12 protein-coding genes and 1 riboswitch are annotated in these 13,032 nt (G+C 38.0%); of the genes, 4 read left to right on the top strand and 8 right to left on the bottom strand.

From position 1 onward, the window contains the following. The first annotated feature begins 5 nt into the window (after positions 1-5). From ISU02_RS15555 to ISU02_RS15545, 3 genes are all read left to right on the top strand, one after another. Positions 6-1,265: a patatin-like phospholipase family protein gene (locus ISU02_RS15555; protein WP_194702756.1), complete on the top strand. Its 1,260-nt coding sequence runs from the start codon at positions 6-8 to the stop codon at positions 1,263-1,265. A gap of 205 nt (positions 1,266-1,470) precedes the next feature. Next, positions 1,471-3,141 (top strand): phospho-sugar mutase, encoded by a 1,671-nt coding sequence (locus ISU02_RS15550; protein ID WP_194702755.1) that lies wholly within the window; start codon positions 1,471-1,473, stop codon positions 3,139-3,141. Further along, entirely contained in the window at positions 3,141-4,274 is a 1,134-nt protein-coding gene (locus tag ISU02_RS15545) for a hypothetical protein (RefSeq protein ID WP_194702754.1), read from the top strand. Before ISU02_RS15550 ends, ISU02_RS15545 begins: the two co-directional genes overlap by 1 nt. Before the next feature lie 23 nt (positions 4,275-4,297). Here the strand turns inward: ISU02_RS15545 and ISU02_RS15540 are convergent, their stop codons facing one another. Beyond that, positions 4,298-4,495 carry a hypothetical protein gene (locus tag ISU02_RS15540; RefSeq protein ID WP_194702753.1) on the bottom strand — a complete coding sequence of 66 codons (198 nt, stop codon included), beginning with the start codon at positions 4,493-4,495 and terminating at the stop codon, positions 4,298-4,300. Between the two features lie 278 nt (positions 4,496-4,773). Beyond that, positions 4,774-4,876: riboswitch (SAM riboswitch) on the top strand. A 108-nt stretch (positions 4,877-4,984) separates the two neighbouring features. Between ISU02_RS15540 and metK the strand changes: the two genes are divergently transcribed. Then, the gene (gene metK / locus ISU02_RS15535; protein WP_194702752.1) at positions 4,985-6,166 is read left to right on the top strand and encodes a methionine adenosyltransferase; all 1,182 of its coding nucleotides are present in this window, start codon (positions 4,985-4,987) and stop codon (positions 6,164-6,166) included. 273 nt (positions 6,167-6,439) lie between these two features. On the opposite strand, the gene ISU02_RS15530 is transcribed toward metK, so the two are convergent. The 7 genes from ISU02_RS15530 to ISU02_RS15500 all read right to left on the bottom strand — a co-directional run bounded on the left by ISU02_RS15530 (position 6,440) and on the right by ISU02_RS15500 (position 12,927). Further along, the gene (locus ISU02_RS15530) at positions 6,440-6,760 is read right to left on the bottom strand and encodes a DUF4282 domain-containing protein (RefSeq protein ID WP_207736352.1); all 321 of its coding nucleotides are present in this window, start codon (positions 6,758-6,760) and stop codon (positions 6,440-6,442) included. A gap of 240 nt (positions 6,761-7,000) precedes the next feature. Next, complete coding sequence (locus ISU02_RS15525) at positions 7,001-7,789, bottom strand: sugar phosphate isomerase/epimerase family protein (protein ID WP_194702751.1); 789 nt, start codon at positions 7,787-7,789, stop codon at positions 7,001-7,003. Then, a complete protein-coding gene (locus tag ISU02_RS15520; RefSeq protein WP_194702750.1) occupies positions 7,789-8,724 on the bottom strand; it encodes an NAD-dependent epimerase/dehydratase family protein in 936 nt (311 codons plus the stop codon). Before ISU02_RS15520 ends, ISU02_RS15525 begins: the two co-directional genes overlap by 1 nt. 114 nt (positions 8,725-8,838) lie before the next feature. After that, positions 8,839-9,810: a glycosyltransferase gene (locus ISU02_RS15515; protein ID WP_228727843.1), complete on the bottom strand. Its 972-nt coding sequence runs from the start codon at positions 9,808-9,810 to the stop codon at positions 8,839-8,841. Continuing rightward, complete coding sequence (locus tag ISU02_RS15510) at positions 9,803-10,954, bottom strand: FAD-dependent oxidoreductase (RefSeq protein ID WP_194702749.1); 1,152 nt, start codon at positions 10,952-10,954, stop codon at positions 9,803-9,805. Before ISU02_RS15510 ends, ISU02_RS15515 begins: the two co-directional genes overlap by 8 nt. Before the next feature lie 18 nt (positions 10,955-10,972). After that, positions 10,973-11,692, bottom strand: a complete 720-nt coding sequence (locus tag ISU02_RS15505; RefSeq protein WP_194702748.1) for a glycosyltransferase — start codon at positions 11,690-11,692, stop codon at positions 10,973-10,975. Positions 11,693-11,724: 32 nt separating this feature from the next. Continuing rightward, on the bottom strand, positions 11,725-12,927 hold the full coding sequence (locus tag ISU02_RS15500; protein WP_194702747.1) for a hypothetical protein: 1,203 nt from the start codon (positions 12,925-12,927) through the stop codon (positions 11,725-11,727). Between the last annotated feature and the right edge of the window lie 105 nt (positions 12,928-13,032).

Genomic DNA, 13,032 nt, shown 5'->3' with positions numbered 1-13,032 from the left:
GTTAAATGACTGGATTAGTACTTGAAGGTGGCGGTGCAAAAGGGGCTTTCCACGTGGGCGCTGTAAAGGCGTTAACGGAGTTGGGCATTGAGTATGACGCTGTGGTAGGGGCTTCAATCGGCTCGATAAACGGTGCACTTATTGCCATGGGAGATTTAAAAAAATTGGAATCCGTTTGGTTGGATATGTCCATTGAAGATGTCATTAAAGGCGACGAAAAACTATTAGAAAAGGTAACCAAATTAGAGTTCGGTTCAGACTTTGATGTCAATCAAGTGGGTAAATTTTTAATGGAAACACTCAAACAAGGTGGATTGGATGTAACCCCTTTTAAAAAAAGGCTTAAGGAAATCGTGGATGAACCCAAACTGAGAGCGTCCAAAATAGAATATGGCCTGGTGACACTTTCATTAAGTGATTTAAAGCCCATTGAGATTTTTATTGATGATATTCCAGAGGGCAAATTACATGATTACATTATGGCATCTGCAAATTTTCCTGCCTTTAAAATAGACAAAATAGATGATAAACTCCTTGTGGATGGCGGTATTTTTGATAATCTGCCGATCAATATGCTCATCGAAAAAGGGTATGATGATATTATCGCCATAAGAGTCATGGGGCTTGGGCGTCAAAGGCGCATTAAAAAGAAAAAAGACGTTCATATAACCATGATAAAGCCTTCAGAAGATTTGGGAAAAACACTTGAGATCAGCAGTGAGAAGGCCGCTTATAATATAAAAATGGGCTATTATGATACTTATCGCGTTTTCAAAGCGCTTAAAGGAAAGACGTATTATATCAAAGGTGAAATCGATGAAGAACTGGTCTTTAATGAATTGATTGGACTTTCTGACCATACACTATTAGAAGTGGGAAAGCTTTTGGGGATCAATAAGCCACCAAAGCGTCTTTTATTTGAGGATGTGATTCCCTTGATTAAAGATCTTCTAAGTGTTTCCGACAATGCAACATATGGTGAAATTGCACTTGCGCTTTATGAGTTTCTAGCAAAAGAACTGAAGATAGATCGTTTTAGGATTATTTCATTTGAACAGCTTGTGGGGCTTGTTCACAAGCGTTACCGTGAAGATAAAATTGATTTATCATCAGGCAGAAGTGATCTTACTCAGAAATTGATCGGGATCTTATCGGTTAAGACAAATGCTCTATTTCCTCAAAAATTAAAAGATGAGACATTAAAGCACTTGTTTTTCATACTATTTGAGACAGGTTTCTTGGTAGATGGTGAGACGGCATTATAGGAACAGAAGAAAACAGTATCAGAAGAAAATAGTACTAAAAGTCAGTGTAGCGCAGGTCATCTGCGTTATGCCATATCGCATGCTTTCTGTAAACCACAGCGCATGATGAGAGCGTATCTAACTTTTGACCGTTATAACTTGATTTCTAAAAAGAGATATAATAAGATAAACGCAGTAGATCGAATATATGATAGGAGAGAGGAAAATGACCGTTAGAGAGAAATATGAACAGTGGCTTGGAAACACCTATTTTGATGACGATTTTAGGGATGAATTGCGGGCAATTGAAAATCGTCCAGATGAAATTGATGATCGTTTTTACAGGGATTTAGAATTTGGAACAGCAGGTATGAGAGGCATAATAGGAGCTGGTACAAATAGAATAAATGAATACATCGTTAGAAAAGCAACTCAGGGATTTGCAAATTTCTTACTTGAGAGAGATCGCGAGGTCCTTAAGGGCAAATTTAAAAAATCGGTTGCTATAGCATATGATTCCAGACGTAAATCTTATGAGTTTGCGCTTGAATCTGCCCTTGTGATGGCGGGTAATGGCATAAAGGCATACTTGTTTGATGGTGTGAGAACTACGCCGGAGCTTTCCTTTGCAGTGAGAGAACTCGGGTGTATTGGAGGCATTATGGTGACAGCAAGCCATAATCCACCAGAGTATAATGGTTATAAGGTATACGATGAAACGGGATGTCAATTGGTGCCCCATTTAGCAGATGCACTCATAGAACACGTCAACCAAGTAACGGATTTTGAACAAGTTAAACGGCTTGATAAAAAAAGTGCGTTGGCAGAGGGCTTGTTTAAAATAATAGATGAAGAGGTGGATTTACCTTATATAGAAATGGTTAAAAGGGTTTCCATAAGACCTGAACTTCTTAAAAATTCAACGCTTAAAGCCGTCTATACGCCACTTCATGGTACAGGCGGTGCAACAGTAAAACGCGTTCTTAAAGAAATGGCTTTCTCTAATTTGATAGAGGTGAGTTCGCAGATGGCACCAGATGGTGAGTTCCCAACTTGTAAGAAGCCAAATCCCGAAGAATATGAGGCGTTCGAAGTTGCAATAGAATATGCAGAAAAACATGGCGCTGATTTAGTAATCGCAACTGATCCAGATTGTGATCGCATTGGTTTGCTCGTCAAGGATCAAAATGTCTATCGCGTTTTAAATGGCAATCAAATCGGGACACTTTTCATGGCCTATTTGCTCTCATCAAGACAAGATTTAACACCAGAGCATTATGTGGTAAACACAATCGTTTCGTCAGACCTTGCCAAAAGACAGGCAGAACATCATGGCGTGCGATTGGTTCAGACACTCACTGGATTCAAATTTATAGGCGAGCAAATTGAAAAGGATGAACCTCATTTTGTCATGGGCTATGAGGAAAGTTATGGCTATTTGTTTGATCCACATGTGAGAGATAAAGATGCTGTAATGGGAACGCTTATCGCAATTGAAATGGCAGAATATTTTAAGCAAAATGGGTATTCTCTGTTGGAGAAACTCGAAGAAATATATCAGGAACATGGCTATTTTATAGAAGAGACTATTTCTAAGAAATTTGAAGGCAAAGAAGGACATTCGGTCATGTTGTCCATCATGGCAAAGTTTAGAGAAAATGCATCTGATCTCATAGAGTTTAAGCGCAGTATTGACTTTTTAAAGGATGACACAGGACTTCCAAAATCAGATGTACTCAAATATTATTTAGAAGATCACTCCTGGTTTGTTTTAAGACCATCAGGGACTGAACCCAAGTTGAAAATTTATTTTTCAATTCAGGCAGAGACTCAAGAAAAGGCAAAACAAAAATTGGAATACTATAAATCACTTATTGTTGAAAAGGTAATTTCTTAATGAACAGATCAAAATTAGAATTTTTAAACGCAAAGGCCACCAATACTCGACTAATGGGTGTTGTTGGTCTTGTGTGTGAGTGGGAAGATGATCAAAATAGAAGAATCACACAAATTTTTCATTTGGACTACGAAGCCTATGGAATTGATGGTTTTTATCATTTTATGGAAGGCGATCCTAAAGAAATACAGAATACGATTTTAGGCGTTACGGGTGGACTAGGGGGTTCCTTTGTAGATATCAACTATGAAGAATTTGTATTTTTAATTAAATCTGCCTATATTATTGATCCGGAGTCAATCGAATCGCTGGTGGATTTTGAATATTTTAAACTGGATTTCGAGTCACTATATACAGGGCTCACCACAGATGAAGAGGTCCGTCTTTATCAGAGACTTTGCCCGGCCATAGAAAATGAAATCACACTGCTTAACTACTTTATCATGAGAAATGTGGGCTGTGATTACCCCTCTACGATGCTTTTATGGCATGAAGGTCTCATCGATGATGGATTTGAAATTGTGGAGGAACCGTATAGTCTGCTGAAAAACACTTCGACTTGTCTGAGTGAATCAGGTCAAAGGGTAATTTATCGCTGTGAAGCACTTATTGACTTTGAGGCGCATTATAAAATTGTCATTGTTGAAGTTGAATTGGATAGAAGCGCAATGAAAGTTGTAAAGGCTAGAGTTGTTGAAAGTCTAGAGATATCCAGCATTGAAGCGTCTTTTAATCTGAATCGACCAGAACATATGATGATTTTGACCATAGAAGATGCCTTTTTTGAGAGAAGATTTCACGATCAAAATCCTGAAATGATGCGCTACGATTACTATAATGGCAGACTATACAGTGAGTTCAATACGCACAACGATCATGTTGGAGAAAATCCATACTATTTAAATGGTGATTTATTTGCACTTTACTTTTTCACAAGTGATGGACAACTTATTGTGGGAGCTTTAAGTCAAGAGGCTTTAGAGGCGGTTGACCACACTTTTATGACAAATCATGTGTATGAGGACAGTATGCAGTTTATATGTGAAGTCAAGACGGATCATCCTGTTCTGTATTCTTTTATGAATAGTGCTTACGATAATATTTTCGACTTTTTAGAAAACTGGCGTGGATAAAAAAAGATGCCCAAGGGGCATCTCTAATGATCGTGACTCAAACTGTAAACATGTGTGGTTTTTCGTGTCTCAAAATCCGTATAGCGCTTAAGTTCTGAAGATAACACTTCTATTTCCTTGGAAATCCGTGAACAAATGAGCGCATCTCCTTTTTTCTCAAGCATTTTGAGCTGATGTTTTCTGGATTCAATTTCTTGATAGAGTCGTTCTCTGTAGTTCATAGGGACCTCCGTGTTCATCTATACACAAATTATCGGTATACTTGGGGGAAAACTTAAGCAAAGCGTGAGCTTTAAATTCCGATTACGAAACTTTAAATTCTGACTACAAATAAGCTGGACACATATCTTCCTATTCTACCAGAAAAATGTGATTTTGAACAGATGGTTAGGGTATGTAATTAGAGTACGTAAGGAAAGTATATTATGTTTTGTTCATAAATTAGCTGTTGCGTTATGGATAATCGTATGCTATTATGAATGAGTAAATTTAATAGTAATCCTTATCAAGAGCGATGGAGGGAATAGGCCCTATGAAGTCCAGCAACCGGTTTTACACGGTGCTAAATCCTACAGATATGATGAATATCTGGAAGATGAGGTTGTGAGAATGCTCGCCTCTTCTTTTGAAGAGGTTTTTTTACGCCTATAGCTTATGAATGGATATAAAAGGATTATCAAAACTGTAATTTTTAATGGAGGTGTTGTAGAATGGCAAGAAGACTATTTACTTCTGAATCTGTAACTGAAGGTCATCCAGATAAAATCTGTGACCAAATTTCTGACTCAATTTTGGACGCAATCTTTGCGCAAGATCCAAATGCAAGAGTTGCTTGTGAAACATCTGTGACAACGGGTTTGGTTTTGGTTGCAGGAGAGATCACAACAGATTGCTATGTGGATATTCAAAATGTGGTTAGAGAGACAATTAAGGATATTGGTTATGATAGAGCTAAATTTGGCTTTGACGGCGATACTTGTGGTGTCCTTGTGGCAATCGATAAACAATCGGATGATATTGCACTGGGTGTTGATAAAGCACTCGAGAGCAAAGAAGGCAATATGGAAGATGAAGTAGGCGCTGGAGATCAAGGTATTATGTTTGGGTTTGCTTGCAATGAAACGCCTGAGTTAATGCCTCTCCCCATTTCGCTTGCGCATAGACTAGCTAAGCGCTTGTCAGATGTTAGAAAAGACCATACTTTAGGGTACTTAAGACCAGATGGAAAAACTCAAGTTACTATTGAGTATGATGAAAACGGCAAGCCTACGAGAGTGGACACGGTGTTGATTTCAACTCAACACGGTCCTGAAGTCACAAGAGATCAGATAGAAGCGGACTTGATTGAGCATGTTATTCATCCAATTATTCCAGCAGAATTTTTGGTGAACACTAGAATTCTAGTCAATCCAACTGGGCGATTCGTAATTGGCGGACCTCAGGGAGATGCGGGGTTAACCGGTAGAAAAATCATTGTGGACACTTATGGTGGATACTCTAGACATGGAGGCGGTGCTTTTTCTGGAAAAGATCCTACAAAAGTAGATCGTTCTGCTGCATATGCAGCAAGGTATGTTGCAAAAAACCTTGTTGCTGCTGGTGTCGCTGATAAATGTGAGCTTGAACTCGCCTATGCAATTGGTGTTGCACATCCGGTTTCAATCATGGTGGAGACTTTTGGCACAGGTAAAATTGAAGATGAGAAAATCATTGAACTCGTCGAAAAACATTTTGATTTGAGACCAGGTGCAATCATCAGAGAACTCGATCTCAGAAGACCAATTTACAAGCAAACGGCTGCTTATGGCCATTTTGGTAGAACTGATATTGATTTACCTTGGGAAAAAACAGATAAGGCAGAAGCGATTAGAAAAGCTGCTTTTGGAGCGTAATTTGATATACTGGATTTAAAGTCATCCCCCCACCCTATATACATGCCTTCCGAACAAGAGTCCTCAGCGGAACGCCTGCGGATTGTTCATCCGACATGTACATAGGGTGGGGGGATTTCAATTTTATGAGTATATCAAATTACTTTGTAGGTGTGAGAAAAGAATGGATTTTGTTGTAAATAAGGCATAGAATTGGGAATGGTCAATTCTATGCCCTATGTAAGCAAATGGATCACATAATATGTCGATTGCAAAATATGTCGAATGAATACTCTATTTATTTTTTATTTCATTTAATGAATCGTGAATTTTAAAGACTACAATGAGAAGTTCGCAGTAAACTCTAACGATTATAGGTGATATCACAAGTGTTAATAAACCTAAAAAGACATGTACGCCACCACCGAAGGGGTATCTCAGGCCATTTAAAATCATACCTAATCCACCCAAAGTAGACATTATAATACCGATGTAAAAAATAATTTTAATAAGCGTTGGGGTGATCATTTTGTCAAAATTAAGAAATGTTTTGATGATGCCTTCTTTTTGAAGCTCTTTTTTGACGTCATCAAAATCTTTTTTCATATCTTCCATAAATTTAATCTCCTTTTAGTTGTTTTTCCATTCCCAAATAGCCGAATAATTTGAAACTATCCGTATATTAACAATAATAGCATAATATGCTTGAATGTTCTATTATAAATATAATTGTAATCACATTTTAAATTTACCAGTTATCAAGATTTAAAATATCAGAGTTATTGCGTAAAAAAGCCCTTTCTGCATTCATTCAGTATATGAATGTAGAAGGGGCACATTTTTAGCAAAAGTATTTTAAAAAAGGGATGCCAAATACTCAATGCTTTGTGTAACGGGTTCTAAAGTTTCGCCTTTTTTCATTTCAATGGAAACATAGCCTTGATAGTTTTGAGTTTTTAAAATGGAGATGAGTGCGTTATGAAGTGTTCTTTTCTGAATAGGATTCAGAAAGGGCTCGCTTATGTGAATGTGGTTAATCCACTTGAGATTAGGCGCAATGATTGCGATATCTTCTTCATTGGCGATCATGGTGCCCAAATCCAGATTAACTCTTAATCCGGGACTGTTGATATATTCTATATACTCCAGCGCTTGTGCAGTGATATTGATGAAGTTTGTGTCATAGATTGAAGGATTGGGTTCTAAAGCCAGTGTCGTGTGATGTGCGAAGGCGTAGTCGCCTAATTGTCTAAAAAAATCTGAGGCATCATCTTTGAGCAAGCTGTCCTCAGATCTGTTTCTATTTTTAGGACTGCCCAATACGACGTTTTTACAATTCATTGCGCTGGCGAAATCTATAGCCTTTTGCGTGTATTCAAAGAGCGTATGTCGATCAGAGTGTGAATGAAATAAGTTTTCTTTTTTGCCATACCAAATAGATTGAATTGATGCCACTTCAAGATGATGCGTTTCGAAGAGCGTTTCGGCGTAGGTGCGTGCAAAAGCCATGTGCGAATAAGGCGCTTCAGGGAGTATCCGTGTAGGGGCGAGTTCTAAACCTGAAAAATGGTATTTTTTCAAGAGATCGAAAATAATGTCGTCTTGATGCGCTGCCCATGCAATGTTAGAAATAGAAAGTTTCATTACAAATGACCTCCACGCTCGTATTGTATAAACTGAAAAATCGCTTCTATAACCTCTGATTTGTTCAAGATATAATGACCTTGCTTGCCGAAATCTTGAGCATGAACGGTCCAAAAATCATAATGAGGCACGCGATTTGCAACTTCATTTAAAAATGGTTTTTGCTCAATTTCCGCATATAGATCGCTGATTTTAATGGGTTCAGTGGCCATATTCATGAGCTTTATATCTTCTTGGAGTATTATTTCCAGATGTCTCCAAAGTTGATCCAGTGGATAAAATTGAAAAATAGCTCTACTATCGGTGAAATTTATAGCGCTGAATCCCACTTTTAGAAATTTTTCTTTAAGTAATCTTTTCTCAGTATCATTCAGCACATTGACATTGTAGTAACCATCTGACGACAAATGATAAGACGAGAGGATTTGGTCATCTAACTTAATCAAGTCATCCATTTTGGATGAAGTGAGCTTGGACGGAATCACATGGATCATATCATATATGAAATTCTTCTTGATACCATGGCCAAAGAGCCCTGGAAGTCTGACGATGTGATATTCCTCAACATTTGCCATAACCCATTCTTCAAGCATTAGACGGTGTCGACCGTAGGGTTCTGGATGCATATCAGCCTTGAGCTCGGTCATTTCGTCCATTTGATTTGGAGCATAGTATACATCTATTGTGGAAATTAGAATTAATTTTTTGGCGCCAATTGCCTTGATATTTTCAATGGTTTCATGAATATGTTGCAAATCTGCATCTGGATTTTGATTGGCGATATATTTAACGGCTTTGACGCCACAATAGACCAAAAGATCTGGCATTGTTCCATAAGCTTCTTTTATGTTCTTGGAATTGTAAAGGCAATCAAATGCATGGGAACGACAGAGAACGCCTCCAACAAAACCAGTGTAGCCGACTAAAGCTTTCATACTAACACCTCGTTTCTTTTTTATGCAATAAAAGGGTTAAAAAATAAGGCAACAAATCATATGGCAAATGATGCCATAAAATATTGACATTGTAATTTGAAAATTCAATTCAAATTATCTGGAGTATTTTTGAATAGATTCGTACACATATTTTTGCTTTTTATAGAGCAGATTCACGATAATGGAAAGATACTTAATCACAACAGCCAGTATGGCAAACAAGCCAAAAAAGGCAAAGGATAAAAATAGAATCGTAGGGGTCCAACCTTCAACAGGATTTTGAAAGATATACACAACCACAGCATATAAAGCAACGAGTACGGTGATCAGCATCATAATCACAGTCATGGTACTGGCAAACTTGTAACCGATATCGGTGAAGAGGATCAGAGCATCCGTTGCGAGCTGTGTCCTTGCTTTTACAGTGCCCGTTGATGCAGGAGCGCTGTTAGGTGTAGTTGGCTGGTACTTGTGAGTATCCATTTTTAGACCACAGTTAGCGTAGAGCGCCTTTCTATAGGGTGAGCTTTCACTCAATCCTCGGATTCGATTAATCGCGCGTCTTGATAAAATCCTAAAAGACTCTGAACCCAATGTGTACTGAAGGTTTGCAAATTTATTGAAAACACTGTAAAACAAGTAAGAGGTCAATTTGGGTTTTGAATCTGCAGCTGCATTGACAATATCGAAGCCTGTAAGTGCGTGTTGATAAATTTCCTGAATCACGCATTCGTCGTAATCGAGACTAACCGTGTCAAATTCATAGACAAAGTCACCAATGGCCAAATCGACACCTGCTGTCATTGAAAGTTCAAGACCTTGAAAATAACTCATATTTAAAACGGTTAAAGTGGTTTCGTCACTTTGACATTTGAAGTTTTTAATGATCTCAAGAGTTTCGTCTACTGAAGCATCATTTACGCAAATGATCTCATACTTAGAGAAAAATCGACACATCGTTTGGTCAATAAAGGTCAGAAATGTTTTTAAAGTAGAGGCGTTATTCCTCAAATAAATCACTGCAGAGACAAACTGCATTTCTGTATGGGTTTGTTCTTTTATGGTTTTACTCATCAGATCACTCATTTTTTAAAACCTCCTCTAGATCGTAGACGGCGTTGATTTTTCCAGATAAGACACTGATAAAAGTTGGATTTTTAGAATATTGCTTGATAACTGTAGGTCTTGAATCGTCTAATTCAGAAGCCATCAGAATCGGTTTAATGGAAAACAGAGAATCCACATATTCAAACGCATAATTCTCTTTCAAATATTTACGGGCTAAAGCAGACATATAGCGCCAAGCAGACTTGGGCTTAGCTGGACATGTGTTGCAATTTCCAAGTTGAAATGGAGAACAGTGCCCTTGACTTTTTTCTTGACAATCAAAATGTGGCAAGGCATCATAGGAGGTCTTGTGCGGGGTGAAAGTCACAGAAGTGAGCGAGTGATAACCTGTTTTACCAAAGGGCATAATCGAAAAAAAAGGACCATCCATAACGGTAATGCCAACTTCTCTTAAATCAGAATTAACCTGACACAAAATAATCTCGCAGAGCTCATATTTGATCTTAAAAGGTGGATAACCTAACAAATTGTGCACTTGATTGATGGCAGCGTAGGTTGCATTGAGTAAAAAGGGGGTTTTATAGGTGTCACTTGAACTATCTGAAATGACATAATAAGGCCCCTCTTTTTGGATGCTGGCAATGCGACAATTATAGAGGATACTCACTTGCGGGAGACGCTTGATTTCCTCTAACAATATGGATTTCAAAATTTGTGCATCATAAGTGTATTCAGTGGTTTCAAATGTGCCATCGCACATGTCTTTATTAAAGTAATGATTAGGAGATACTTCGTAACAGGGGATATCTACAGCATGACAAAAATTCTGAAATTGTTCGGCATTAGACCATGAAAACTGTTTTGAGGTGGCATATATTTTTTTAAACGCCTTATGGATACAGGCTTCATATTCACGATTAAAGCGGTCAAAGTAATGTGCGGACTTGATGGCAGTTGTGTAAGATCTAGGATAGTGATAACCCATATGCACCCTTGCCTGATTAGAGTGCGTGGCGCGTTTAAAGGGTGCGTCATCGTACTCTAAAACCAAAATGCGATCTCCTTGTTTGGCGGCGTATGTGGCAGCATAAAGACCAAATAGACCGGCGCCAATGATTATTTTATCGTATTGACAGGGTGTCGTTTTTTCCGAATAAGTCATAGTTAAAGCATCCTTTTTTTAATGTTTAAAGTGAAATTCTATAAATAGTCGTTTGATTTGAATGAGATAATTAGTGATCAGTTTAAAATAATGCACAGTGGTGTTGTGGTCATCTTCCCATCTCACGGGAAGTTCAACCACCTGATAGGATAGCCGTTCTGCACGCAATAAAAGCTCTATTATAAAAAACCAACCCTTCTCATCCGAAGAAAGTGCAATGAGCTCTTTGGCAACTTGATGCTTAAAAAATTTGAACCCACAAATACTGTCCGTTGCCTTCATCTGTAAAAAGAGTTTGAGTAGAAAGGTTAAGCCGTAAGAAGATAGATTTCGGTACCATTTTCGGCCGATTGTATGGGAAGCCTTATTCAATCTAGAACCGTTGATCACATCGATGCTATGGTGTGTCTTAAAGAGCGTAATCACTTCTTCAAGATGATGGATATCCGTGGAGAGGTCCACATCCATATAGCCCACATAATCACATGTATTTTCAGCCACACCCGCTCTAAAAGCGGCGCCGACGCCTCTTTCAGAGATTCGAATGTATTCAACTTCTGAATGCATTTCGCAGAGACGAGCGGAAATCTCTCCAGTCTTATCCATGGAGCCGTTGTCCACAATTGTCAATTTGAAAGTAACCGTTTCTAAATGTTTCAAGTAATCCAGTGTTTTTAGAATCCCCTGTTCTAAGCGGTTTTCTTCATTTAAAACGGGAAATAGAATATTGAGCGTCATTGAAAAATAGATGCCTCCTTTAGATTAAGTGGTCAAAATAAGGTTTTAACGAACATCACAATTCGATTGGCATAGGTCAGAAGACCTGCTGCTTCAAATTTGCCAAGTGTTGTGAGATATAAGATCAAACAAACGGTTAAAACACGGTTTTTTAAGATAAAAGATTGAAGCTTTTTAAACGCATAAATGGCGCCTGAATGCTTGCGGTAGAGCATGTAAAAGAACAGGCAAAATTGCGTGATAAAGACAGCGGAAAACCATCTCCCCCAATCAATGGTGAGCATAAAGGCAGGCATCGAAGTGAACGGAATGCACATCAAAAGTGCATAGCCCCACTTACAAGTGGCTTTTTCATAAAGGACTTGCCACAATTTAAAAAGTAGAATGATCACAGGGCTTAATAAAATTAAAATAGTGATGCCAGAATATATTCTATCCCATAGACCGTTCGCTACGAACTCAGAGAGGTGATCAGTGATGGTTTTAAAGTATTCGAATTCAATCATCTTCTGGTTGACAGGAATATTGGATTTTGCGCTAAAATGTTTTAAAACGGCTTCAGCATTTATGAAATCCGTTGCGGATGAATAAAACTGAAAGTACAAAAACGAAGCTGAAGTCACCACAAGAGAAACCGTCAATAAGAGACTGCTTTTAAGATCAAAATGCTTTTCAACAGCTTCTATAAAAAGCGCCCCTAATATAATGAAACAATAAGTAAATATAAAAACTTGATGTGTTGCCATGCCAATTAAAAGTAGGGCAGGTGTGAACCACCGCCATTTTGGCACTGGGATAAGGATCAATGAGAGCAGTGCTGAAATCAAGAGATATAGGTCCAGTCGACCGTAATTGCCCCAATAAAACAAAAAAGATATGGAAAAGGGACTTGCCCAAAATAATGCCATAAAAATAAGTGCCGCAGTTCGATATTCAGATTGCGCGCGTCTAAGGATTTGCCCAAGAAAATAGGCAAATAGAATAATGAGAATTATAATAGAGAGTAAAATAAAGAAGTACAATCGTTTGATGCTGATTGGATTGAGTAAAAGATTGAATAGACTCCCCACGAGATAGCGTGAATGGATACCGTATTGATACGTGAAGACATAAGGTGTCGTACACCAGTCGTTGAGCTGATCGATCGAAGGTATGCGTGCCGCTAGATCAGATAGAAACACAAAGATGATTAAACATTCTATATACAGTTTTTGACCCCATTTTTTTAAGAACAATTGCCCATAACCCCTTATTTTAAAAATTAGAAAGGAAACCCTATTCTATTTTACATTATTTTAGTCAGATTGACACTGAAAAAGCTTAAAAACTATGATAAACTA

This window comes from Fusibacter ferrireducens (assembly GCF_015352425.1).
Lineage (GTDB): Bacteria > Bacillota > Clostridia > Peptostreptococcales > Acidaminobacteraceae > Fusibacter_A > Fusibacter_A ferrireducens.
The sequence above is the reverse complement of the archived record's forward strand: the minus strand, read 5'-3'. Positions and strand labels throughout refer to the sequence as shown.